Here is a 24,527-nt window from a genome sequence, read left to right on the forward strand (position 1 = left end):
GCGTAATCTACGCTCAAAATATAACGCGGGGTGGAGCAGCCCGGTAGCTCGTCAGGCTCATAACCTGAAGGCCGCAGGTTCAAATCCTGCCCCCGCAACCACTGAGACTTGTAAATCTGCCCACGCAAGTCGCCGAACAGAGAGTTCCTCCGCACAAGCGTCGAGGAACTCTTTTTGTTTCTGCTGCGTGGACAGACGGCCGGACTCAATTCCCTCAAGATATGCGTGCTGCGTTTGCAGCTTGAAACGTTGCTCCAGGATCGTCGTCGCTTCCATTGCAGCCAGGATCGATGCGATCCGGCCGTGGATCGCGAGCTCGGCAGGTTGATGGCCGGGCGTTGCGCCGACGACCACCTTCTGAACCAGCATCCTGATCATCGTTATGTACTGCTGCTTCAGGTCCTTGTCGGCGGCGTCGCGCATGTAATAGAGCACCGTATTGATGATCAGTTCGACATTCTCGGGCGTTGACTGACGACGCACCTCCGCCAGCTTCTCTTCCAGTGTGTCGTCATCAGGTTTAGAGGCGGCAACGAGCTGCTCGGCAGCCACGCGTTCCAGTTCCAGTTTGTCGAGCGCGTCATCGAGCGCCGGCAGGCGCGGTCTTCCTTCCATGGCGCGTTCGCTGATCTGCTGGATGAGCGCCTTTTGCTTCGCCTCGATCAATTTGAGGTCGTCGGCGCGCTTGGCATGTTCGGACGGTCCCGAACGCAGCTTGATCTCAACTCGTTTCTTCGTTTCCGCGGCCAGCTTGTCGAAAATCCCCATGCTGAAAAATGCCGCCGGCAGCGCGCTCAAGACGCGCTCTTCGACATCCTGGCGCTTGATCGTCTTCGAGTTCGAGCAGCAGGCACCGCCGAGTTCATCGATCGGAAGCCGCTTCTTGTGATTGGTGCAGCCATAGCGATCCTTGCCCATGATCGCGTAAGGCCCTGCGCATTCAGCGCATTCCAACAGCCCCGACAGGAGATAAGACGGGCGGTGCGAGGCATTCAAGGCGTTCGTCGTCGTATAGGAAAACAGCTCGCCGACTTCCTTTTGGCGTCGCTTGACCTTTGCCCAAAGCTCGTCCGAAACGATCCGCATTTGGGGCACATCTGACGTGACCCATTGTTCTGCGCCGTTCGAGCGCGCGACCCGGCGCTCCGTGTCAGGGTTCTTGCGGTAATTGCGTTTGTTCCAGACCAGTCTTCCGATATACGTCTCGTTGTTGAGGATGCCCGTGCCACGCTCGACATGGCCGCGGATGGCCGTGTCTCGCCAGGCCGCGCCTCTTGGACCTTCGATGCCTCTCTGATTCAATTGTTGTGCAAGGTCCCGCGGGGAAACGCCCGCCGCGTATTGCTCGAAAATCCACCTGACAATCTTTGCCTTGTCTTCGTCGATGTCACGGTAGCCGGGGATGCGGTCGCCGTTGGCGTCGCGCACCGCGGCGAGGCGGTAGCCATAGGCCAGACAGGTAGATGCCTTTCTGGAGTGCACCCCGTTTCACCGGACAGTCGGCTAGTTTGATTTTGCCCTGATGAACTGCCGAGGGGAAGCCATCTTGAGCGCGGAATGGGGATGGATTTCGTTATAGTCTTCGATCCATCCGTCGATGAGCCGGAGCGCCGTTGCTGCGTCCGGTAATGCTGAGATGCGGATATAGTCCCGCTTCAGGGTTTTGACGAATGCTTCCGACATGCCGTTCGACTGCGGACTTGCCACCGGCGTGAAGCAGGGCGTCAGATTGAGCGCCTGGGCAAACAGCCTCGTGTCCCTCGCGGTGTAAGCCGAGCCATTGTCGGAGAGATGCTCGATTGCGTGCGGGGCTCGGGTTGCGCGGAACCGCTTCTCGACCGCCTCCAGCATCATGTCGCGCACGTCAGAGCCGGAGATGCCCGCGTTGGCGACCGCCGTCCAGGCGATGATCTCGCGGTCGAAGGCGTCGATGATAAAGGCGAGACGGATGACCTCGCCATTCCAGCAGGTGAACTCCAGACCGTCCGAGCACCAGCGCAGATTCGAACGCATGACCATGACCTTGCCGTCGTGGAGGCGGCCTTTGCGAACGGCCGTGTGCTTCTCCAACAGCATGGCGTGGTTGCCCATGATGCGATGAACCCGTTTGGCGTTGACGGCAGGCTTATCGGCGGCTCGCCTTTCGCGATTGAGGAGCGCGGCGATCCGCCGATAACCATAGGTCGGCCTTTGATCCACCAGCCTGCGAATGGCGGGCAGAAGCTCTGTATCGTCGGCCTTGTGGTATGGCCCGCGCGGCTTTGATCTGCCTTTGAGCCGCTCGATGAGGTTGGAACGGGATACGCCCAGTGTGTCGGCGACGGTCTTCATCGGGAACCGTCCTTCGGCAACAAGATCGGCCGCGATATCCGTTTTTTTGAGTCTGCTTTGGATAAGGCTTCACGGAGTATTTCGACCTCCATCGTCTTGCGGCCGAGCATGCGCTCCAGTTCGCGGACACGATCCTCCAGCTTCTTCACTTCCGAATTGCCGACAACCGGCTCGTCAGAATCCACGGCTGCAGCACCTCCCTCACTCAAGAGCCTGCGCCACCGGTAAAGCAGATTGGGCGCAACGCCATGACGGCGAGCGGTGGAAGACACCGTCTCGCCAGGTTCGAAACTCTGCTCAATGATTGTCAGCTTCTGCTCGGTTGTCCACCGTCTACGGCGAACATCACCCGTCAGCAATTCAACGTGTCGATACTCGTTAGACATAAGCCTGTCCTCAAGCCCGTGCTTGAGCCTTTCTGCTTATGCCGACTGTCCGGTCGAAATGGGGGGCAGTTCACTTTCCCTTGCGGACCGCGGTCTTCATCCCTTCGCGTGTTCGATAGCGGATCTGCTCGATCATCTCCTGGCTGAGAGTTGCCCGCAGCCCCATCTCGATATCCGTGACAGGCGAGCCGCCCTGGACGGTCCAGAGTTCAATGTCGTTGAATTTGAGCCGCTTCAGAAAACCGTTTGCGTGTTCTGAGTCGCGGGAAATACGATCGACCGTCACGCAGAGGATGACGTCGACGGTAAATTGGTCGCAGCGCCATCGCGCGACCGGATCGGTTCGCCCGGCCAAGATGGGTGGTTATCGAAAGTGCATCCTTGAGCCGCATCGCGACTTCATTGCCGAGCGGCTCGCTCAAAATCCACATCTGACGCTGCATGGACTTAAGGCGGAACTGGCTGCACGCGGCATTACCGTCTCCCATAATACGATTTGGGAATTCCTCCGCAGCCAAGGGCTACGCTTCAAAAAAAACACTGTTTGCCCTTGAGCAGGCTCGTGCCGACGTCGCCCGCAGAAGACAGCGATGGAAGGCCCTGCAGCAGCACCTCGATCCCGACCGACTGGTCTTCATTGATGAGACCTGGATCAAGACCAACATGACACCCATCAGAGGCTGGGGGCCAAAAGGCATGCGTCTGCGGGCGTTTGCGCCGCACGGTCACTGGCGCACACTGACATTCCTCGGTGCCTTGAGAAACGACCGGCTGACAGCACCTTGCGTCTTTGACGGACCGATCAACAGTCAGTGCTTTCGCGCCTATGTCGAACAGCAGTTGGTGCCCGTCCTCAAGCCCGGCGACATCGTCATCATGGACAATCTCGGCAGCCACAAGGCGGCTGCCATCAGAAGCGCCATCAAAGCTGCAGGCGCACGCCTCTGGTTCACGCCGCCCTATTCGCCCGACCTCAATCCCATCGAACAGGCCTTCTCGAAGATTAAGCACTGGATGCGTCATGCGCAGAAACGCACCATTGAAGATACCTGGTGAAGATACCTGGCGGTATATCGGCGCGCTCGTTCAAACAATCCAACCAGACGAATGCGCCTACTATCTCCAAAACGCAGGATATGTTTCCGTCAAAAGGTGAAACGCTCTAGATGAAAACCAGCGGGCTGTTCGCGTTTGGACGCTACAGGTCGAAACGGCCCAAACTCTTGTGACTGGCTCCGTTCAGACTTGTGACACACGACCCCGCTGGGGTCTGCAGTCACGGCGTGCGAAGCGGCAACCATTGGAATGCCATCCGCCATTCGGTGTATACAAGGCCGTCGATACGGTTGTAAGTCAAGTGGTAAAGCTCATCGGTGAGACCTCCTTCAAACAGCCCATGTCGGTAATCACCAATCTGTTCGATCGCCACGCGAAAGCTGCACAAGCAGCGCATACAATGGCACCGACATGGCAATTGTGGCCCTTGAGAGAACTCCTCGCCAGGTCAATGAGCCAAAGACATGACCAGCTTCCACGAAAAAAGCCCGCCGGTCTGACCAGCGGGCTTTTGTTGTTTCACGAACCGTGCTGCGGCTCCAGCTGTGTCTCAGCGGGTCGAACCCGTGATGGCGCATGGATCAACGCCGTAAGCCGGTGCGCATTCGGCCTTGGAGGCAATCGCACGGGGCGCAGTGAAGGATGCTCCCAGAATGACCAGTGCCGAGCATGCGAAGAAAATTGCGATGGATTTGCCCATGATGAATGTCGCCCTGTAAAACTTTTTGGCCGTCCCCGGGAGGCGGCGCATCCTTCTGAAAGGTTGCGCGTTGTCTACGCCCGGCCCGTTTTGAGATCAATAACGGAGTAACCTGAATCCGAGGTTAAGCGCGGAGTAAAAAAATCGTGGTGCATTTTAGTCACGTCGCAACCTGAAACAGAATTGGGCGTGTTTCTCAACCCGCCGCCCTTGGCAGCGAGCGGGTTGACCCTGTTGGGAAATGCAGCCTCAGGCGGCCTTGCCGGTGCGCGCATACTGGCCCTGCGGGCGGTAGTGCACGAGGTAGGACGGGATGATGGCAGCCACCAGCGTCGGTGTTACGCCGAGCGCAGCGAGCGTGCGGCCTTCGGTTTCGGCGTCCTTCGACACGACATTGTCGGTCTTCAGGAGTTTGACCTGATCGGAGGTGATCGGCGGCGCGATGAAGGGGACGAGAGAGGCAACCGATCCCAGCAGCGACGCGACGGCGAAGGGCAGGGAGACCAGCGGCTTCTGCCGATCGATCTCGGCCAGCATGATCTCGAGACACTGGCGGAAGGTCAGGACTTCCGGCCCGCCGAGTTCATAGATGCGACCGGCGGCAGCCTTGCCGTCAACGAGGTTGGCGACGCCCTCCGCGATGTCGCCGACGTAAACCGGCTGGAACGCCGTCTTGCCACCGCCAATGAGCGGCAGGAAGGGGGCCGTGCGCGCCATGTTGGCGAACTTGTTGAAGAACTGGTCTTCCGGGCCAAAGACGATCGAGGGACGCAGGATCGTCGCGTCGGGCAGGATTTCCCGGATCGCCTTTTCTGCAAGGCCCTTGGTGCGCGAATAATCGGAATTGCTGCCCGAGTTCGCGCCGATGGCCGAGAAATGAATGAGCTTGGCGCCGGCGGCGCGGGCCGCTTCTGCCACGGCGCGGGCACCGAAATCCTGCACGGAATCGAACTTGTTGCGACCGTTTTCAAAAAGGATGCCGACGCAGTTGATGACGTAATCGGAACCCTCGACAGCGCGATCGACCGAGTTGCGGTAACGCAGGTTTGCCTGGGCGAAGGAGATCTGGCCGACATTGCCCGCCGGCTGCAGGAAGCCTGCCAGATCCGGACGGCGAACGGCAACGCGAATGCGGTAGCCGCGCTTCGCCAGTGCCCGGACGATATACCTGCCGACAAAGCCCGAGCCGCCGAAAACGGTGACGAGTTTGGTCTGGTTGGCAATTGTCATGTCGAGCGCTCCTGAATGTCCTGAGTTTCAAGGTCTCTTAGACCAATTCGCGCCTTCCGTGAAGGCGTGATTTTGCGGTGCACGCAGGCCCCGCAAAAGCCGGCTCACGCGCCTTCGACCAGCACGATTTCTCCGTCAGCGATTTCCTGGCGGATCGCGGCGGCGATCTGGTATTCCGGCGAGTGATAGCAGGCCTGCGCGGTCTCGAAACTGTCGAACTCGATGATGACGTTGCGGGCGCGGGCCGTGCCTTCGGCAGCTTCTGTCTTGCCGCCGCGGGCGAGGAAAATCGCGCCATATTTTTCGAAGGCCACCTTCGCGGCGGAAACATATTCGTGGTAGCGCTCCTGCACCCGGATATCGACGCGTGCGATCCAGTATCCCTTGGCCATGTCCATGTCTCCCTTTGCTTATTTCACGGATGCCATTTCGGTCAGAATGGCGCGCGCGGCTGCGCGCGGGTCTTCCGCCTTGACGATGGGGCGGGCGACGACAAGATGGCTTGCGCCGGCGCGCAACGCATCGGCGGGCGTCATGACGCGTTTCTGGTCGCCCTTGTCGGCGCCTGCCGGGCGGATGCCGGGGGTGACGACGGCCATGTCGGGGCCGACGATGCGGCGCACTGCGCTCGCCTCTTCCGCCGAGCAGACAATGCCGCCCATGCCGGCAATGCGGGCCTGTTCGGCGCGGCGCAGAACCAGCGTATGCGGATCATATTCATAGCCCGCATCCATCATGTCCTGCTCGTCCATGGAGGTGAGCACGGTGACGCCGAGCAGGCAGAGGTCCGAGCCGTGGGCGGCGGCAACGGCCGCCTTCATCGCCTTCGGATAGGCATGCAGCGTCAGCATGGTCATGCCCATCTTGACGATGTTTTCGACGGCGCTCGCGACCGTGTTGTCGATGTCGAGAAGTTTCATGTCGAGGAAGACCTTGCGGCCGCTTTTGGCCAGCTCGCGGGCGAAGTCCAGTCCGCCGGCGAAGGCCAGCTGATAGCCGATCTTGTAGAAGGTGACCTCGTCATCGAGCTTTCGAACGATGGCTTCCGCCTCCCGCACGGTCGGGACATCCAGCCCGACAATCAACCGCTCGCGCATGTCTGCAGTCATGGAATACCCCTGATGATCTAGCTCCTGAGCCGTGGATTCGCATGCAGGAGGCGGGTTGGCAAGGCCAATATGCCCGTTATCCGCCGCTTCGGGCAACCGTGTTCGCCGTCCGCACCGGGGCAGGGTCGAAACGGAAGCCGGCCGGAACATCGCCGCCGCCGAAGGTGATATCGAAGACGCGAGCCTCGCCGGGCAGCAGGGTCGCAAGCATCTCATCGACCTCGGCATCCGGATGCAGCACATCCGCCAGAATGGTGAAGTCGCGCAGCAATGTCTTCGCCGTGATCGTCACTCGAACGCGGTCTGAAAGACGCTCTTCCCGATAATCGAATTCGGCCGGCGGATAGGCAAAATCCTTGTCCCTGGCGAAGAACCACAGCGCCTCGGCCTTGCCCATGCGGGCGCGCAGGAACTCGCGGGTCGGGTCGCCCGGTGTCACTATCTCCGGCGGCAGCGCGATTTCGGTCTTCTCGAACCTGTCGCAGAGCACGCGCCAGAGCTTGTGGCTCGCCAGTACCTTACCCTCGACATCAAGCCGCTCGATTGTGAACGGCACGCGCCAGAACAGCGTCGTCTCGTTGACGGCAATGGCTTTCAATGTGCCGTCGCGCTGCTGGATGGTCAGCAGGTGCGGCTGATAGGCCTGACGCAGCGCATACCAGAGCGGTTTCTTGCGCCCCGCGCCATCGATGGCCGCCCAGGACGTGACGGGCCAGCAATCGTTCAGCTGCCAGACAATTGCGCCCATGGTGACGGGACGATGCGAGCGCATATGTTCAATGCCGAGCCGGATCGCGCGGGCCTGGTTCAACTGCGTGACGAAATGCCAGTCTTCAAAATTCGCCGGCTCGGGGAACCAGCCTTCGAGCCCGCGCAACAGCTTGTCATTGCCAAGCGTCGCCTTCTGGTGATGCAGAACGCCCGGCGAATCTGAAGCGGGCGCGTTGTCGCGCACTGCTTCCCTGATCGTCGCCAGCGTCGGCGGCGCCTGCCAGCCGAATTCGGAGCAGAAGCGGGGAATGTAGTCGCGATAGGTCTCGTAGCCGACGTCGTTCCACACGTCCCAGATATGCATGCAGCCATGGTTCGGCAGGTTGGGTGCCAGATCCATGGAGCCCGAATAGGGGCTGCCCGCCCAGTAGGGTCGCGTCGGGTCGATCTCGGCGATGACCTTCGGCAGGAGGTCGAGATAATAGCCGGCGCCCCAGGAGCGGTTACCCAGCACATCCTGCCAGCCCCAGTCGAAATAGCCCCAGATGTTTTCGTTATTGCCGTTCCAGAGGACGAGCGAGGGATGCGGCATCAGACGGGCGACGTTTTCGCGCGCCTCTGCCTCGACCTCGCTCCGCACCGGTTCGTCTTCGGGATAGGCCGAGCAGGCGAAGAGGAAATCCTGCCAGACCAGCAGACCCAGCGCATCGCAGGTCTCATAGAACTCTTGCGTCTCGTAGATGCCGCCGCCCCAGACGCGCAGGAGATTGATATTGGCATCCCGCGCCTGGCCGATCCGGGCGGCATATCGATCCGCCGTCACGCGTGGCAGGAAACAGTCGTCGGGAATCCAGTTTGCGCCGCGCACGAAGATCGGGACATCGTTGACGATGATCGTGAAGGCGGAGCCCTGCGCGTCCGCCGAAGTGTCTAGGCGGACGGAGCGGAAGCCGGTCTTCCGTGTCCAGCGATCAAGGACTATCCCTGCCTCGTCGGTGAGCGCGATTTCAAGCTCGTAAAGCGGCTGGTCGCCGAGGCCGTGAGGCCACCAGAGTTTCGGGTTCTCGATGTCGAGCGTCAGTCGAGCCCGACCGGACCCCGCCTCCAGCGCGACGGTCGACTGCTCGCCTGCGATTGAAATCGTAAGCGCCAGCTTTTCGTCCGCTGTCTGGCCGCGAACCGCGACATCCGCCACCACGCTGCCGCGACCACCATGAAGCGTCACCTGCGGACGCACCTCGCCGAGGCGCACGGCCGCCCAGCTTTCCAGCGTCACCGGCTTCCAGATGCCCGCAGTCACCAGTGTTGGGCCCCAGTCCCAGCCGAAATTGCAGGCCATTTTGCGGACATATGGCCAGGCGCCCGGATAGTTCGCCGGGATGTCTGCGGCCGAGCCGAGGCTTTTGCGCACCTCAGCGCCATAGTCCTCGACGGGGAGGAAATCGACCTCGAGACGATTTCGGCCTTGCTGCAGAAGCGCGGTCACATCGAAACGGTAACTGCGATGCATGTTCCGCGTGCCGCCGAGTGCCTGACCGTTGAGCCGGATATCGGCCACCGTATCGAGGCCTTCGAAAGCGAGTTCGTGGTGCTCGTGGTCCTTGTCCGACCAATCGAATTCCGTGACATAGCGCCAGGTCGATCGGCCGATCCAGTCGAGTGCGATTTCGTTGACGTCGAGATAGGGGGCCGGGATGAGATGCGCTGCGAGCAGGTCGGTATGCACGGTGCCGGGAACGGTCGCGGGGATCGCTTCGGGAAGTTCGGGGGCAGTGGAGGGTGCGGAAAGACGCGTCAGCGTCCAGTTGTCCGTCAGTCTACGCTTAACAATCATCGATCCGTCACCGGGTTCATGCTGGTCCCGGCCACAGTTCCATTTTTTGCCAGTCGCCTGCAAGCTGTCTTGTCGAGAGATCGAACATATAAAGATTGCCACCGGCACCCGGTGGCTGGTCGGCATCGCGCCCGATTGTGCGGCCGGCGAGGTGGCATTTCAGCAGTGTCCCGACGCCGCCATGGCCGATGAAGAGGATGGGCGCGCGTGGATCATGATCGGCAAGGACGCCATCCACGGCAGACACGATCCGCGCCTGCGCATCGACGGCTCGTTCCCAGCCTCTGAAACTCTCCTCCGGATGCGCAAAGAACCAGTCGGCGGCCTTCTCGAATTCCGGAGGCGGCAGGAAGCCGGTTGCCGAGCGATCGTTTTCGCCCATGTTGGCGCGGATCTCGACCGTGCAGCCGGCCGCCTCTGCCAGAAGCGAGGCCGTCTCGACGGCCTTCACTTCGTCGCTCGAAACGATGCGACCGATGCGGCGCACCCATGGGCTCCGCGCGGTCTGGAGCGTTCTCTCCCGGCCAAGTTCCGACAATCCCCATTCGGGAACCGGAACGGCCGGGTCGATCCGGACCTGCGGATGGGTGAGATAGACCGCAAACATCAGAGCCCGCTTAGGCGTTTTTCGTATAGGTCCAGAGCTGCGCGGGCGGAATGTTGCGGACGACGAAGTGCAGATGCTTGATCGTGTAGCTTTCCGGCTTTGCCGCGACCGGCGAGATCGGGCCATAGGAAATCTGCACGATGGGCCGGCCGGCGGGGATGCGCTCAAGCAGGCTTTCAACGAGCGACATGCGGCCGCTCATCGGGAAATTGAGAAGCGGAATGGCCGAGACCACGCAGTCGAACGTCTCGTTCCTCAACTCGCCCAGCGACTTGTCGAGATCGAAGGCGTCGCCATTGATGAAATGGACGCCGGGGAAGGTCGCGGTCAGGTGATTGTAGAAGGGCGTCGAGTATTCGACCGAGACAAGCCGCTCGGCCGGGATGCGCTTGAGGATCGCCTTGGTGATCGCGCCCGTGCCAGGACCGAGCTCAAGAACCTTCAGGCCGGAATCCGGGTTGATGACGCTCGCCATCACCTTGGCGGTCACGGAGGAGGTCGGCAGGATCGCACCGACCTGTTTCGGACCCTCGATCATGCCGCGCACGAAGCGCAGTTCACCATCGAAATGCTTGCCGATTTTCTTACGCACCAGCCCGACAACCATGTTCTCTCCAATCGCGACGCAACCATGAATGATTCACTATTGCGGCGCGATAAGACAAAAACAAGGCGCAATTGGACAAGCACACCGAAATGTGCCCCGTGTCACAATTTGACAGACAGCAAGCGCCTAGACGCGCATCGGCATCAGCACGTAGAGCGCGTCGTCGCCGGCGACATCGCGCACGACAGTCGGCGAGCCCGGGTCGGCGAGCAGGAAGATCGCCTCGCCGCCGGAAAGCTGTTGGGTGATGTCGAGCAGATATTTCGCGTTGAAGCCGATTTCCAGTGGATCATTGTCATAGCCGACCGGCACTTCGTCGGTTGCCGAGCCCGAATCCGGGTTGTTGACCGTCAGCGTCAGCTGGCCGTCGGCAATCGCGAGCTTCACGGCGCGGCCGCGCTCCGAGGAAATGGTCGATACGCGGTCGACGGCGGCCTGGAAGGTCGCGCAATCGACACGCATTTCCTTGTCGTTGCCCGACGGGATGACGCGCTGGTAATCCGGGAAGGTGCCGTCAATGAGCTTGGAGGTCATGACGATCGGGCCGGTGGTGACGCGGATCTTGGCGTCCGAAATCTCGACCGAGACATCGCCATCGACGCCATCGACAAGCTTCTGCAGTTCGCCAACCGTCTTGCGCGGAATGATGATGCCCGGCATGCCTTCCGAACCCGAGGGCGCGACAACGTCGGCGCGGGCGAGACGGTGGCCGTCGGTTGCGACAGCGCGCAGCTTCAGATCGCCGCCGGCTTCAACCGTGTGCATGAAGATGCCGTTGAGATAGTAGCGCGTTTCTTCCGTCGAGATCGCGAACTGCGTGCGGTCGATCAGCATCTTCAGGTCGGAGCCCTTGACCTTGAAGGAATGGCTGAACGTGCCGGCGTTGAGATCCGGGAAGTCGGAGACCGGCAGGCATTGCAGCGAGAACTTGGAGCGACCCGAGGCGACCGTCATGGCGCTGCCGTCGGTGGTCGTAGCCAGCATCACTTCCGCGCCGTCGGGCAGCTTGCGGACGATGTCGTAGAGAAGATGGGCCGGAACGGTGGTGCCTCCGGCCTGTTCGACCTGGGCAGGCGTCGATTCGGTGATTTCGAGATCGAGGTCGGTCGCCTTCATTTCCAGGCTCTGGCCCTCGCCGCGCAGAAGCACGTTGGAGAGGATCGGGATCGTGTTCCGTCTTTCGACCACGCGGTGAACGTGGTTCAGCGACTTCAGAAGATTGGAACGCTCGATCGTAATGCGCATGGAACTGTTACCGTTTCTGTGGCTGTCGCGCACCCGGTGAGCGCGCGGCCCTCTTCTCGATCAGATGGCCGGTCCGGCCGATGGGACCGGCAAAATGGCAGAAACAAGCACCGGAACGCAAGCATCTAAGCGGCTGTCGCACAATTTATCTGCATCCTGCTTGCGAGCGTCCTTGCTTTCGCGCGAGACTGCCCACAAAAGGCGGGCATGATGACGGAAACAAGCGCAAAAGAACGGACCTACCGGATCGGCAACACCGAATTGCCGGCGCGTCCGCTCGGTCCCGGCCTCTATCTGGTCGCAACGCCCATCGGCAATCTCGGCGATATCACGCTGCGCGCGCTCGAAACGCTGGCCGGCGCCGACGTGCTGGCCTGCGAGGATACGCGCGTCACCCGCGTGCTGCTCGACCGCTACGGCATCCGCAACCGTCCCTTTGCCTATCACGAACATAATGCCGATGAAGCGGGCGCAAGGCTTCTTTCCTTTCTGGAACAGGGCAAGACGGTGGCGCTGGTGTCGGATGCCGGCACGCCGCTCGTCTCCGATCCCGGCTATCGGCTTGGACAGCTTGCTATCGAGGCGGGCTACAGGGTCATTCCGATCCCCGGCGCATCCGCACCGCTTGCTGCCCTTGTGGGTGCGGGCCTGCCCAACGACGCCTTCATGTTTGCCGGCTTTCTGCCCACCAAGGACAAGGCCCGTCGCGACCGACTGGCGGAACTGAAGGATGTGCCCGCGACGCTGATCTTCTTTGAATCGCCGCATCGGATCGACGATACACTGGCCGCTGCCGCCGATCTGCTGGGCGGCGACCGCGCCGCCGCCGTCTGCCGGGAACTGACCAAGACCTTCGAGGAGTTTCGCCGCGGGACGCTTGCCGATCTTGCCGTTGCTTACGAGGATGCGACGGTGAAGGGCGAGATCGTTCTGGTCATCGGCCCGCCGGGCGAGAAGGTGGCGGACGAGATCGATGTGGACGCGCTACTTCTCTCGCTCGTCAACGACATGCCGGCCAGCAAGGCTGCACAGGAGGCCGCCAAACAGACCGGCCTTGCCCGACATGACCTCTATGAACGGCTGATGGCGCTGAAGGGCTGAACCGATGGTGAGCGGGCCGCAGGAAAAGAAGCTTGCGGCCTATCGGCGAGGCTTTTTCGCGGAATATCTGGCCGCTCTCTTTCTGCTTCTCAAAGGCTATCACATCGTCGCCATGCGCTATCGCACGAAGGGCGGGGAGGTCGATATCGTCGCGCGCAAGGGCGACCTCGCGGTGTTTGTCGAGGTGAAGGCGCGCCGGCGTGTCGATGAGGCCATTTCCGCCGTGGGATATGCGACGCAGAGGCGGATCGAGGCGGCCAGCCTGCATTGGCTGGCGAAGCAGAAAGACGCTAAAAAACTCTCCCGCCGCTACGACATTATCGCCATTCTCCCGTGGCGGTTGCCGGTCCATTTCCCCGATGTATTCTAAATGGAAGTCCTTCGATCGATTGTCATATTAGTGAAATGAAAAATTCATAGACCCGTCACCTGAGAGGGCTAATGCCCGCTCCAGTCCATCAACTCAATGGAAGGGGCAATCTCATGATGAAGAAACTCACGCTCGCCGCGGCAGCACTGGCGCTTTCGGCGACCAGCTCGTTTGCGGCAACGCAGATCACGTGGTGGCATGCCATGGGTGGCGAGCTTGGCAAGAAGCTCGACGAAATCGTCGCCAACTACAACAAGTCGCAGGATAAGTATCAGGTCGTGGCGTCCTACAAGGGCACCTATGCCGAAACAATGACCGCCGCGATTGCCGCCTTCCGCGCCAAGCAGCAGCCCGATATCGTCCAGGTCTTCGAAGTCGGCACCGGCACGATGATGGCCGCCAAGGGTGCCGTCTATCCGGTCTACCAGCTGATGAAGGATGCGGGCGCCCAGTTCGACCCCAAGGCCTATCTCCCGGCCGTTGTCGGCTACTACACCGACACCCAGGGCAACATGCTTTCCATGCCCTTCAACTCCTCGACCCCGATCCTCTATTACAACAAGAACGTCTTCAAGAAGGCCGGCCTCGACCCGAACGTGGCCCCGAAGACCTGGGAAGATGTCGAATCCTTCTCCAAGAAGATCATGTCTTCGGGCGCTGCCAAGTGCGGCTTCACCACGGGCTGGATTTCCTGGATCCAGCTGGAAAACTTCTCGGCCTGGCATAACCTGCCGATCGGCACCAACGAGAACGGCTTCGGCGGTGTCGATAGCAAGCTGTCCTTCAACGGCCCGACCCAGATCAGGCATTGGGACAATCTGAAGAAGTGGCAGGCCGAAGGCATCTTCCAGTATGGCGGTCCGGAAGGCGGCAATGACGCTGCTCCGAAGTTCTATAGCCAGGAATGCGCCATGGTCATGAACTCGTCGGCCTCGCGCGCCGGCGTGATCAACAATGCCAAGGACTTCGAAGTCGGCTACGGCATGCTGCCCTACTATGCCGACGTGAAGGGCGCTCCGCAGAACTCCATCATCGGTGGGGCGACGCTTTGGGTTCTCAAGGGTCATGAAGCCGAAGAATACAAGGGCGTTGCCGACTTCTTCCGCTACCTCGCCTCGCCGGAAGTTCAGGCTGACTGGCACCAGTTCTCGGGCTACCTGCCGATCACGCAGGCCGCTTACGAACTTGGCCAGAAGCAGGGCTATTACGAAAAGAACCCCGGCTCTGACGTCGGCATCAAGGAAATCACGCTGAACCAGCCGACCCCGAATTCGAAGGGCCTGCGCTTCGGCAACTACGTCCAGATCCGCAAGGTGATCGACGAGGAATTCCAGGCGCTGCTCGGTGGCAAGAAGTCCGCCAAGGAAGCACTCGACTCCGTCGTCGAGCGCGGCGACAAGCTGATCGCCGAATTCGCGGCTTCCAACAAGTAAGACCGGCCATCAGGCCAAAGTCTTCCATAGGGCGCGCTTGCTTTCGATTTTGTCAGGGAAAAGCGGAACCCGGTTTTCCCGAAAAGACAAACGAAAACAAAATAATCTAGAGCCTGTCAGGTTCAACTTGGACCTGACAGGCTCTAGAGCGAGCGCGCCTTCCCCTTGCAGCGGAAACGGCCATGCAGACCAAACGCACCATCTTTTCGAGCAAGATTCTGCCCTACTGGCTGATCCTGCCCCAGCTCGCCGTGACGCTGATCTTCTTCGTCTGGCCTGCCGGTCAGGCGGTCTGGCAATCGTTCCTGCGCGAAGACGCCTTCGGCACCAGCACGGAATTCGTCGGCCTCGCCAACTATGTCGCGATCCTGCACGATCCGGGCTATCTCAATGCCATGATCGTCACCGTCGTCTTCTCGATTGCGGTTGCGACTGTCTCCATCGTTGTGGCGCTGGTTCTGGCGGTTGCCGCCAATTCGCTGCTGAAAAGTCGCAGCCTGTACACGACGCTGCTCGTCTGGCCCTATGCGGTGGCCCCGGCCGTTGCGGGCGTGCTCTTCTGGTTCATGTTCAACCCGACCATAGGCCTCATCCCCTATCTGCTGAAGGGGATCGGTTATCACTGGGATGACCGGCTGAACGGCACGGATGCCATGATCCTGGTGGTCATCGCGGCCAGCTGGAAGCAGATTTCCTATAACTTCCTGTTCTTCCTCGCCGGCCTGCAATCAATCCCCAAGGCGCTGATCGAGGCTGCGGCCATCGATGGCGCAGGTCCGGGCAAGCGCTTCCGCGATATCGTCTTCCCGATGCTTTCGCCGACGACCTTCTTCCTGCTCGTCGTCAACGTCGTCTACACGATGTTCGACACCTTCGCCGTCATCCATGCGACGACGCAAGGCGGCCCGAACCAGTCAACCAATATCCTCGTCTACAAGGTCTTCACCGACGGCTTCATCGGGCTCGATCTCGGCTCATCCTCGGCGCAGTCGGTCGTCCTGATGGTCATCGTCATCGCGCTCACCTTCATCCAGTTCCGCTTCGTCGAGCGCAACGTGCAGTATTGAGGCTGACATGGTCGAACATCGCCCCTACCTGAAACTCCTCGCCCATCTCGTCCTGATCCTGGGCGTCGTCATCGTCGCCTTCCCGGTCTATGTCGCCTTCATCGCGTCGACGCACAAGACGACCGATTTCATCACCGGCGTAATGCCGGTCCTGCCGGGCTCGGACTTTCTCGCGACTTACAAGACGGTGCTCTTCAGCGGTCTCGCGGCTGCCGGTGCGCCGCCCATCGGCATGATGCTGGGCAACAGCCTGATCATGGCGCTCGCCATATCCCTCGGCAAGATCGTCATCTCGATCCTCTCGGCCTATGCGATCGTCTATTTCCGCTTTCCGTTTCGCCAGCTCGCCTTCTGGATCATCTTCGTCACGTTGATGCTGCCCGTCGAGGTGCGCATCGTGCCGACCTTCAAGGTTGTCGCCGATCTTGGCATGCTCAACTCCTATGCGGGGCTTTCCATTCCGCTGATTGCCTCTGCAACGGCAACCTTCCTGTTCCGGCAATTCTTCCTGACCGTACCGGACGAGCTGCTGGAGTCCGCGCGCGTCGATGGCGCGGGCCCGCTGAAATTCTTCAAGGATATCCTGCTGCCGCTGTCGCGCACCAATATCGCGGCACTCTTCGTCATCCTCTTCATCTACGGCTGGAACCAGTATCTGTGGCCGCTGATCGTCACCACGGACAGCGAGCATTACACCATCGTCATGGGCATCAAGCGCATGTCGGACGTTACCGATGCCGAGCCGCAATGGAACCTCGTCATGGCGGTGGCGATCCTCGCCATGCTGCCGCCCGTCCTCGTCGTCATTTTCATGCAGCGCCTTTTCGTCAAGGGCCTGGTCGAAACGGAGAAGTAAGAACATGGCTGCCATAGACATCAAGGGCGTCGGCAAGACCTATGTGGGCAATGTCAACGCCGTCAGCGATATCTCGATTGCCATCGCCGATGGCGAGTTCATCGTTCTCGTCGGCCCGTCCGGCTGCGGAAAGTCGACGCTGCTGCGCATGGTCGCTGGGCTTGAGACCATCACCGACGGCACCGTCTCCATCGGCAACCGCGTGGTGAACCAGATCGAGCCGGCCGAGCGCGATATCGCCATGGTGTTCCAGAACTATGCGCTCTATCCGCATATGAGCGTCTACGACAATCTCGCCTATGGCCTGCGCAATCGCGGCACGCCGAAGGCGGAGATCGATGCGCGCGTGGCGGAAGCCGCCCGCATGCTGGAGCTTCAGCCCTATCTGGAACGCAAGCCGCGCGCCCTTTCCGGCGGCCAGCGCCAGCGTGTGGCCATGGGCCGCGCCATCGTGCGCAAGCCTGCCGCCTTCCTCTTCGACGAGCCGCTGTCGAACCTTGATGCCAAGCTGCGCGTATCGATGCGCGGCGAGATCAAGCAGCTGCAGAAGCGTCTCGGCACGACCTCGATCTATGTGACCCACGACCAGCTGGAAGCCATGACGCTGGCCGACCGGCTCGTCGTGCTCAATGGCGGCCGTATCGAGCAGATCGGCGCACCGCTGGAGGTCTATCACCGCCCGGCCTCAACCTTTGTGGCGAGCTTCATCGGCTCGCCGGCCATGAACCTCGTCAAGACCAGTGTTGCCAGCGGCGCGGTTTCGATCGGCGACGGTGAAACCGGTCTGCGGGCGAACCTGCCTAACGGTCCGGTCACGCTCGGCCTGCGGGCGGAGGACCTCCGTCTCTCGGAAAGCGGTTCCGGCATGCCGTTCGAGATCGTCTTCATCGAGGATCTGGGCGCCCAGCGCCTGCTGCACGGGAATTGCGGCGGACAGTCGGTTGTTGTGGCCGTGTCCCCGGATCTGCCGCTGCCGGGCGACATTCGCCTGACGATTGCGACCGACCGGTTGCATTTCTTTGCCGCAGAGACCGGCAAACGCATCGAGGCTGCCTCAATCTGAGACAGCCATGTGCCGAAGCGGCGCATATCGTAGAAGAATCATGTCGAAATTGCCGAAGCTCTCTAAAATGCAATCTTTCGGCGTAGGAATTTCGTGAGACTTTTCCGGCAAGGTAAGCCCCGAGTTTTATGACAAGGGGACCTTGATGGCGTTTCATCTTCTGCCGATTCAGGCATTCATGGCACTGGTTGCCGGCGCGAAGCCGTTTCTGGATCTCGCCGATGTGCCGCCGCTGGTCGCGGCATCGTCCGGTGCGATGGAAATGAAGGCTGCCCCGATCGATCCCGCCTGGATCGTTGCCGGGGCGCCGCAAGCGCGCATCGCCGAGCATTCGCAGAGCTCCGACCGTGCCGCGATGACGGCGCTGTGGGATTGCACGGCAGGTACGTTTCGCTGGTATTTTGCCTGGGACGAGACGGTCATGATCCTTGAGGGCGAAGTGCGGGTCACCGACGCGAACGGTGCGGTTCGTGTCCTGAAAGCCGGCGACATCGCCTATTTCACCGGTAATACCTGGGCGACCTGGCAGATCGACAACTATGTCCGCAAGATCGCTTTCCTGCGTCGGCCTTTCCCCCTGCCGGTCGCGCTTGCCTACCGGCTCAAGGGCAAGCTTGCCGGATTGATCAAACGCCCGTTGCGCTCGGCGCTTTGACCGCCTAAATATCCCGGGCGCAATCGTACAAGCCCGTCAACGCATCTCCGGACCGAAAACGCTCCCGCCTTTTCCTGGAATGCTCAAGGATATCACATGGCAAAGATCAGGAATGTCGCGGTCCAGATGGACCATGTCTCGTCCATCAACATCGCGGGTGATTCCACCTTCGCCATGAGCCTGGAGGCGCAGGCCCGCGGCTATCGTCTCTTCCACTACACACCGGAGAAACTGTCGCTGCGCGACGGCAAGGTCTATGCCACCGCCGAGCCGATGGAACTGCGCGACACCAAGGGCGATCACTTCACCCTCGGCGAACCGGAGCGAATCGACCTTTCGACCATGGATGTCGTCCTGCTTCGCCAGGACCCGCCCTTCGACATGGCCTATATCACGTCGACCCATATGCTGGAGCGCATCCACCCCAAGACGCTGGTTGTCAACGATCCGGCCTGGGTGCGCAACTCTCCGGAGAAGATCTTCGTCACCGAATTCCCGGACCTGATGCCGGCCACGCTGATCACCCGCGACGCCAATGAAATCCGCGCCTTCCGTGAAGAAATGGGCGACATCATCATCAAGCCGCTCTACGGCAATGGCGGCGCCGGCGTCTTCCATCTCAAGAAGGACGACCGCAATCTTTCCTCGCTGCTCGAAACCTTCGGCCTGATGTTCCGCGAGCCCTTCATCGCGCAGCAATATCTGCCGGACGTGCGCAAGGGCGACAAGCGCATCATTCTCATCGACGGCAAGCCGGTGGGCGCGATCAACCGCGTGCCTGCCGAGCATGACAGCCGCTCCAACATGCATGTGGGCGGCAGAGCAGAGCACACGGAACTGACGAAGCGCGAGCAGGAAATCTGCGACCGCATCGGGCCGTCCTTGCGCGAACGCGGCTTCCTCCTCGTCGGCATCGACGTGATCGGCGATTACCTCACCGAAATCAACGTGACGTCGCCGACCGGCATCCGCGAAGTGAAGCGCTTCAGCGGTGTCGACATAGCGGCACTTCTCTGGGACGCGATCGAGGCGAAGCGCTGAGCGCAAACGTTCTGATTTGTTCCGCCTTTGCAACCGTATGCAACTATACGGCGTAAATGAGTCGCTTTTGTTGCATTTTTGTTCTTGTTTGATTCCGAATTCCGTGCCAGTCTCCCTGCAACCGGTAGCTTTGGGGGCTGGCGATGGTATCTCGGGTTGCAACAGTCGCATTTCATGGCATTGAAGGTCTGCCCGTAGACGTGCAGGTGATGATCGCGCCCGGCAAGCTGGCCATGCAGATCGTCGGCCTGCCGGACAAGGCGGTGGCGGAAAGCCGGGAGAGGGTGCATGCGGCACTTCACGCGTCCGGCCTGTCCCTGCCGCCGAAACGGATCACCGTCAATCTCGCACCCGCCGACCTTCCCAAGGAAGGGTCGCATTTCGACCTAGCCATCGCGCTCGGCCTGATGGCGGCGCTCGGCGCCATCCCGGCGGATGCGCTGTCGGAATATGCGGTTGTCGGCGAACTCAACCTTGATGGCACGATTGCGCCGGTGGCCGGTGCGCTGCCGGCCGCCATTGCCGCAAACGCCATGGGCAAGGGGCTGATCTGCCCGGCCGCCAGCGGGCCCGAGGCCGCCTGGGCGGGGCCGGACATCGACATTCTTGCGCCGCGCAGCCTGATCGGCCTTGCCAACCACTTTCGGGGGACGCAGGTGCTGACGCGGCCCGAACCGGCCGTGCGGTCGCTGCCGGTAAACCTTCCCGATCTGGCCGACATTCGCGGACAGGAAAGCGCCAAGCGGGCGCTGGAGGTCGTGGCTGCGGGTGGGCATAATCTCTTGACATTATGCTACATTAATTGCTGTAGTTTTGATAGAGCTAGTCTCACTTATTCAAAATTCATGCTGTATGAATTTCCAGTGGGCGTAGACCATCTGGATTGCCCTATCTCAATCAGGCTGGTGGCCGCAGATAAAAAGAAAGTGGCCGGGAGTATCCCGGCCACAGTGCATTTATTGTGGTGCTGATGTTACCAGGAACCCCATCCGCCGCCCGAAGAACCACCATCGGATGAGTTGCCGTCGGAGGAACCCGAACCAAATCCACCCCACCCGCCACCGGACGAGCTGCTGTCGGATGAGCCAGAGCCAAGGCCCCATCCGCTGCCGGACGAGCCCGCAGAGGCATCGCTCCATCCGCTAAACGAGCCGTCGGAGCCGTAGTGGCTGATACCGCCGGACAGGTTACCGCGCGACTCGCCGACATACGAGCCATCGGAACCATAATGGCTGGTGCCGCCGGACAGGTTGCCGCGCGACCCGCCGACATACGAGCCATCGGAACCATAGTGGCTGGTGCCGCCGGACAGGTTGCCACGCGACTCGCCGACATACGAGCCATCGGAGCCATAATGGCTGGTGCCGCCGGACAGGTTGCCGCGCGACCCGCCGACATATGAGCCATCGGAATTGTAACTGGAGGTGTCATTGCCACCGCCGAAAATGCTGGACCAAAATCCCATCTCTCTCTCCTTGTTTAACTTGCCGTCGGGCCAATCCCGATGACAGTGATGGGTCGGTGCTCCCGACCACGAAGAGAAAATAAATCGCGTTACCTAGCGGTTTTGACCAACCGAGCGGCGCATTTGGAACCGGAATCTGCAATCGTCGAATCATTTTGGTGGGCGGGATTTGCTGCGGCAATGTTAAGTTAGCATATCAGTAACCCAAGAGGTGAGCCGTGATGCCGACTGCCACTTTTGAGACATATCTTGCAATTGTCGTCGAGCTTGGAGATGCGCTCGCTGAAAAGAAGCGGTTGCGTGGAAATGAACGCTGGAAAGCCGCTTTGAAAATGGTTCAGAAAGATGGCGGTAGCTGGGGTGGTTATATGAACACGCCACCTGGCTCAGTAAAACCTCTCCGTTGCGTTAGCCGAAGAATGCACGACGAGATTAAGGCGGAGGCTTTACCGTATTTCAATATGTATCCTACGCTGAAAGACATCGTAGATCGGCTTGACGCGGCTTACATTCCTTATGCGAAAGTCTTTCGCGCGTTGGACTCGAGAAAGACGCCGTTGGTTGTGGGTGCCACACGCGGCCCTGCATATGAGCGTGCCGCCCTAGAGCGTGTTCTTTCGAACGATGGGACTTCGCTTTCCGAAGTTCGTAACGATCTCGGATACTGGTTCGACCTTGTTGATAGAGCCGCGTATCAAGACGGCCGCTTAGGGCACCGCAGGCGCGTCATGACATTCGGCCGTAGCCTTATAGAAACCCTCACCAAAAACCCTGAAATAATTGTCAGCGGAGATGAAAAAAGGCAGTGGCTATTGACTCATATTCTATGTCGTACGTCCTGGCGTGCATACCTTTGGGGTGACCGCGCGATGGAGGACTATTGCGTAGGCGTGTTGCACAATCTTCTGCGGGAGTTTCCGGACTTTGTCGTGCATTCGCGTATCCTTGCACATGTGAGTTATCACGATAAGAAATCCACCGCTCCCTTTGTAGATCTGAAGGCATACGACGCTGGTGTGAAGACATGCGTCCCGAAATTTCATCACTCTATAGGAGCAAGCCTCAATAATGCTGCTGCGTCGGTCATCGATATTGGCGGTAATTCAATCTCGATTGACGACCGATTGCACGTACTAGGTGATAGAACAATTCGCGAGGCGCTTGATTTGGGTAGGGCCGTTGATGAAAACGAGGGCGATCTTGAGGGTGCCGCGATGTGTACAAGGCGTTACGCTGTTACGCTAGCTGAACTGGATCGCGACTACGATGGCGGCAGACGAGCAATCAGCGATATTCGAACTACGCTCCGGGCTAACAATTTTTCGGCTCCTCTGGCAGAAGTACGCCTCATTCAGGCCGAAGCAGATATCTGCGAAGCCGAATGGAAACTGGAAGGGAAAGTCAGCAGTCTAGTTGAGTGCGGGGTTTTGTTGGAAAGAGCCGCAGGAATGGCGGAACATCGTGGGTTAGCACTCTCAGAGGAGGCAAGGGCTTATCGGGAGCGAGCCAGCCAGCTCGGAAGATGACAGTAATGAATGGTCAATTCTACAAAAATGCGTTCAAAGACGCATATCGATTTTCCCGAATGAGGTTGCGGGGCATTGTTAATACTGATTTGGAGGCGTGGAAAATATATGTAAATCGATATATGAAAATCGACAATGTAATTGGTGGTAATATATATAGGTTTGCTGAAAGTTGTGCAAACAGTAGATGTATTGCAGACGTGTTTAGCATTGAAATTAGATATGCACGAATTAGACTTACGATGGATTTGAAGAATTCAACTCACCCTGTTGATGTATTTTTGCGCGATAAAATGAATACGAGAAGGCGAGGAAGATTCTAAATATGTTGAGGTCGGGGCTGCTCAATCCGTCGTCATTCAGGAGGCTTAATCCTGCTGATGTTTTGCTACATTAATGAGCATGGATCGCGCTGCGGCTCATTACAATAGGTCGCGCCCGAACTGTTTGCTAAATCTATGAGGGTAGGCAGAGCGTCAGCCTAGACTAGGGCCTGTTCGACCGCCTTAAAGTGGTAGGAAGCATGTCGTCGATTTCTTTGTCGGAGAACATAAGTTCCTCATTGTCCTTCAAAGATTCCTGCGCCTTCTTGTACGCCTTCCCGTCCGTGAATGGTGCCGCCCGATATATTTCGTGAAGATTGGCCTGCAGCGCGTCGCGCTTTGCACGGAGGTCGTCAATTTGGACCGCCGAGTTGAGCGCGTCGGTTATCAGGCTGAGGTAAGATTCTCGCACATTCCAGATGTCGGACGCGGTTTCCCTGTGTCGTTGCGCAAGCGCACCGGGGTCTAAGTCTTTCTGATACGCGTTGTAGATCAGGCTTAGAATGGCAAGCACGACGGTCGCGTATTCCGCATACTGCAGAAGCCCAGTCTCCGCCCTGAAAACGGCCGCTACCGCGCCGCTGGCGATGAGCGCGGACAGGATGATGTTGAACCACTTCGCATACCATTGATGATCGGCAAGTCGCTCGGCCATCTTCTCGTGGATCTTGTGGGTGTAGGCGCAACGGCCATAACACTCGCGTACTTGGCTCTCGAGTTGGTATCGTGGATCAGATTGGGAAGGTTGTGCCAAAGACGGTCCTCCATTTCACGCGGCGCTGTGCGGCCTTATCGTCGGCCTGCATATTGCAGGCCTCAACGGCGATATTGTAGTCCGTGAGCGCTTTCGTCCAGAATACCCCTGACTTGTAGACGTACGAGCCGCTCCCAGGCATGCGCCAATAGGTTTTCTCTCGGTCGAGGTCGTAGAGGTACTTCAAAAAATCACGAACCAGGTAGTCATGGAAGCCGTACGACTTATCCCGGTACTCCCACTTTTCGATGAACTGGTAGGCGAGTGCGTCGATCAAGGCCCCGCTCATCGGGACGCTATTGTGGTTCTTCCACACCCGCATCATCCGACAAAGAGCTTTGAGGTTGCCGTTGACGGCTTTATTTCGGGTCTGAACGGCATCCATCTCTGCCCGAGGATTGCACGTCCGCCAAGCGCCTCCCCCGTTCGAATCGGCAAAGGTCCAAGAACCATCTTTGTTGGTGAAGTACGGCAGAATTTCGTACGTGATCCCGTCCGTGAACGAGATCACGACAACCTGACCATCGCCGCCGACCTTGCTAGATTTGTAGGTATTGAGGAGGGAGTTTTTTACTGCTTGAAGTAGCGCTGACTGGCCGTTGGACTGATACCCGCTATATTTGACGTATTGCGCGTAAGGGAGCTGAAAGCCGATATCGAGGTCGCTTATTCCTCTCGCGGCCGTGTCCCGACCGTAGGAGCCGACATAGAGGCTGTGAGCGGAACTCGAATCGGTGTTCCAAAAGTCAGCGTTGAGGCGCGTAGTAATGCGTCGGTAGCGTTGGCCGATCGAGCTGATTAGCTCAGAGCCGATATTGTAGTTGTTCCGGAAGTTGTAGAATTCGTCAGCAACACTCATCTCGCCCCCTCCCATCGCGCAAATGGTAAGAGATGAAAGTATTATGCCTGCAACGCAACCCATCAGGCGAAAGTCCAACAGAAATATTTACGTGTGGTTGTTACTTGACGTCAGCGGTCCGAGGTGAGGGCTGGCGTCCAGAGCCCTTGTGATCGTGAATTGGGCGTCCCTTACACCTATCTGCTGAGCAACCGATTT

The 24,527-nt window shown here is 59.5% G+C and carries 23 protein-coding genes, 1 tRNA gene and 4 pseudogenes; 13 read left to right on the forward strand and 15 right to left on the reverse strand.

What is annotated here, in order from left to right:
- Positions 1-24: 24 nt before the first annotated feature.
- Both LQK84_RS20360 and LQK84_RS20365 read left to right on the forward strand, forming a co-directional pair.
- Positions 25-101 (forward strand) — tRNA-Met (locus tag LQK84_RS20360).
- A gap of 73 nt (positions 102-174) precedes the next feature.
- Entirely contained in the window at positions 175-471 is a 297-nt protein-coding gene (locus tag LQK84_RS20365; protein ID WP_230830565.1) for a hypothetical protein, read from the forward strand.
- 375 nt (positions 472-846) lie between these two features.
- Here LQK84_RS20365 and LQK84_RS25365 read toward each other — a convergent pair.
- From LQK84_RS25365 to LQK84_RS20380, 3 genes and pseudogenes are all read right to left on the reverse strand, one after another.
- Positions 847-1,482 (reverse strand): annotated as a pseudogene (locus LQK84_RS25365) (recombinase family protein); the annotation flags it as partial.
- A 33-nt stretch (positions 1,483-1,515) separates the two neighbouring features.
- A pseudogene (locus LQK84_RS20375) lies at positions 1,516-2,717 on the reverse strand (IS3 family transposase); the annotation flags it as partial.
- Positions 2,718-2,787: 70 nt separating this feature from the next.
- The gene (locus tag LQK84_RS20380; protein WP_230830568.1) at positions 2,788-3,003 is read right to left on the reverse strand and encodes a recombinase family protein; all 216 of its coding nucleotides are present in this window, start codon (positions 3,001-3,003) and stop codon (positions 2,788-2,790) included.
- A 7-nt stretch (positions 3,004-3,010) separates the two neighbouring features.
- Here LQK84_RS20380 and LQK84_RS20385 point away from each other — a divergent pair.
- Positions 3,011-3,873, forward strand: a pseudogene (locus LQK84_RS20385) (IS630 family transposase); the annotation flags it as partial.
- A gap of 120 nt (positions 3,874-3,993) precedes the next feature.
- Here the strand turns inward: LQK84_RS20385 and LQK84_RS20390 are convergent.
- The 9 genes from LQK84_RS20390 to dnaN form a co-directional block, all read right to left on the reverse strand.
- On the reverse strand, positions 3,994-4,146 hold the full coding sequence (locus LQK84_RS20390; protein WP_230830569.1) for a hypothetical protein: 153 nt from the start codon (positions 4,144-4,146) through the stop codon (positions 3,994-3,996).
- 177 nt (positions 4,147-4,323) lie between these two features.
- Positions 4,324-4,473 carry a hypothetical protein gene (locus tag LQK84_RS20395; RefSeq protein WP_230830570.1) on the reverse strand — a complete coding sequence of 50 codons (150 nt, stop codon included), beginning with the start codon at positions 4,471-4,473 and terminating at the stop codon, positions 4,324-4,326.
- Between the two features lie 249 nt (positions 4,474-4,722).
- Positions 4,723-5,703: a complex I NDUFA9 subunit family protein gene (locus LQK84_RS20400; RefSeq protein ID WP_230830571.1), complete on the reverse strand. Its 981-nt coding sequence runs from the start codon at positions 5,701-5,703 to the stop codon at positions 4,723-4,725.
- A gap of 104 nt (positions 5,704-5,807) precedes the next feature.
- Complete coding sequence (locus LQK84_RS20405; protein WP_230830572.1) at positions 5,808-6,095, reverse strand: DUF1330 domain-containing protein; 288 nt, start codon at positions 6,093-6,095, stop codon at positions 5,808-5,810.
- Positions 6,096-6,113: 18 nt separating this feature from the next.
- The gene (gene pyrF / locus LQK84_RS20410) at positions 6,114-6,812 is read right to left on the reverse strand and encodes an orotidine-5'-phosphate decarboxylase (RefSeq protein ID WP_230830573.1); all 699 of its coding nucleotides are present in this window, start codon (positions 6,810-6,812) and stop codon (positions 6,114-6,116) included.
- Positions 6,813-6,888: 76 nt separating this feature from the next.
- A complete protein-coding gene (locus tag LQK84_RS20415; RefSeq protein ID WP_230830574.1) occupies positions 6,889-9,357 on the reverse strand; it encodes a glycoside hydrolase family 2 protein in 2,469 nt (822 codons plus the stop codon).
- A gap of 16 nt (positions 9,358-9,373) precedes the next feature.
- Complete coding sequence (locus LQK84_RS20420; RefSeq protein WP_230830575.1) at positions 9,374-9,964, reverse strand: histidine phosphatase family protein; 591 nt, start codon at positions 9,962-9,964, stop codon at positions 9,374-9,376.
- Positions 9,965-9,974: 10 nt separating this feature from the next.
- The gene (pmtA, locus tag LQK84_RS20425; protein WP_230830576.1) at positions 9,975-10,571 is read right to left on the reverse strand and encodes a phospholipid N-methyltransferase PmtA; all 597 of its coding nucleotides are present in this window, start codon (positions 10,569-10,571) and stop codon (positions 9,975-9,977) included.
- A 126-nt stretch (positions 10,572-10,697) separates the two neighbouring features.
- The gene (gene dnaN, locus LQK84_RS20430; RefSeq protein ID WP_230830577.1) at positions 10,698-11,816 is read right to left on the reverse strand and encodes a DNA polymerase III subunit beta; all 1,119 of its coding nucleotides are present in this window, start codon (positions 11,814-11,816) and stop codon (positions 10,698-10,700) included.
- A gap of 207 nt (positions 11,817-12,023) precedes the next feature.
- Between dnaN and rsmI the strand changes: the two genes are divergently transcribed.
- From rsmI to LQK84_RS20475, 9 genes and pseudogenes are all read left to right on the forward strand, one after another.
- Positions 12,024-12,917 (forward strand): 16S rRNA (cytidine(1402)-2'-O)-methyltransferase, encoded by an 894-nt coding sequence (rsmI, locus tag LQK84_RS20435; protein WP_230830578.1) that lies wholly within the window; start codon positions 12,024-12,026, stop codon positions 12,915-12,917.
- Positions 12,918-12,921: 4 nt separating this feature from the next.
- Positions 12,922-13,287: a YraN family protein gene (locus LQK84_RS20440; protein ID WP_230830579.1), complete on the forward strand. Its 366-nt coding sequence runs from the start codon at positions 12,922-12,924 to the stop codon at positions 13,285-13,287.
- 113 nt (positions 13,288-13,400) lie between these two features.
- Positions 13,401-14,720: a sn-glycerol-3-phosphate ABC transporter substrate-binding protein UgpB gene (ugpB, locus tag LQK84_RS20445; RefSeq protein ID WP_442966995.1), complete on the forward strand. Its 1,320-nt coding sequence runs from the start codon at positions 13,401-13,403 to the stop codon at positions 14,718-14,720.
- Between the two features lie 182 nt (positions 14,721-14,902).
- Complete coding sequence (gene ugpA / locus LQK84_RS20450; RefSeq protein ID WP_230830580.1) at positions 14,903-15,787, forward strand: sn-glycerol-3-phosphate ABC transporter permease UgpA; 885 nt, start codon at positions 14,903-14,905, stop codon at positions 15,785-15,787.
- Between the two features lie 7 nt (positions 15,788-15,794).
- Positions 15,795-16,643, forward strand: coding sequence for a sn-glycerol-3-phosphate ABC transporter permease UgpE (ugpE, locus tag LQK84_RS20455; protein ID WP_230830581.1), 849 nt, complete (start codon positions 15,795-15,797; stop codon positions 16,641-16,643).
- A 4-nt stretch (positions 16,644-16,647) separates the two neighbouring features.
- Positions 16,648-17,706, forward strand: coding sequence for a sn-glycerol-3-phosphate import ATP-binding protein UgpC (locus LQK84_RS20460; RefSeq protein ID WP_230830582.1), 1,059 nt, complete (start codon positions 16,648-16,650; stop codon positions 17,704-17,706).
- Between the two features lie 178 nt (positions 17,707-17,884).
- Positions 17,885-18,361, forward strand: coding sequence for a cupin domain-containing protein (locus tag LQK84_RS20465; RefSeq protein ID WP_230830672.1), 477 nt, complete (start codon positions 17,885-17,887; stop codon positions 18,359-18,361).
- A gap of 96 nt (positions 18,362-18,457) precedes the next feature.
- Positions 18,458-19,402, forward strand: coding sequence for a glutathione synthase (gene gshB, locus LQK84_RS20470; protein WP_230830583.1), 945 nt, complete (start codon positions 18,458-18,460; stop codon positions 19,400-19,402).
- Positions 19,403-19,545: 143 nt separating this feature from the next.
- Positions 19,546-20,187 (forward strand): annotated as a pseudogene (locus LQK84_RS20475) (magnesium chelatase domain-containing protein); the annotation flags it as partial.
- 188 nt (positions 20,188-20,375) lie between these two features.
- On the opposite strand, the gene LQK84_RS20480 reads toward LQK84_RS20475, so the two are convergent.
- Positions 20,376-20,867, reverse strand: coding sequence for a hypothetical protein (locus tag LQK84_RS20480; RefSeq protein ID WP_230830584.1), 492 nt, complete (start codon positions 20,865-20,867; stop codon positions 20,376-20,378).
- Between the two features lie 221 nt (positions 20,868-21,088).
- Here LQK84_RS20480 and LQK84_RS20485 point away from each other — a divergent pair, with 221 nt between their 5' ends.
- Complete coding sequence (locus tag LQK84_RS20485) at positions 21,089-22,393, forward strand: hypothetical protein (protein WP_230830585.1); 1,305 nt, start codon at positions 21,089-21,091, stop codon at positions 22,391-22,393.
- 486 nt (positions 22,394-22,879) lie between these two features.
- On the opposite strand, the gene LQK84_RS20490 is transcribed toward LQK84_RS20485, so the two are convergent.
- On the reverse strand, positions 22,880-23,470 hold the full coding sequence (locus tag LQK84_RS20490) for an SLATT domain-containing protein (protein ID WP_230830586.1): 591 nt from the start codon (positions 23,468-23,470) through the stop codon (positions 22,880-22,882).
- The gene (locus LQK84_RS20495; protein WP_230830587.1) at positions 23,448-24,329 is read right to left on the reverse strand and encodes an SMODS domain-containing nucleotidyltransferase; all 882 of its coding nucleotides are present in this window, start codon (positions 24,327-24,329) and stop codon (positions 23,448-23,450) included. Before LQK84_RS20495 ends, LQK84_RS20490 begins: the two co-directional genes overlap by 23 nt.
- Positions 24,330-24,527 lie beyond the last annotated feature (198 nt).

Origin of the sequence: Rhizobium sp. C4 (assembly GCF_021026315.1) — a bacterium.
Classification (GTDB): domain Bacteria; phylum Pseudomonadota; class Alphaproteobacteria; order Rhizobiales; family Rhizobiaceae; genus Ensifer_A.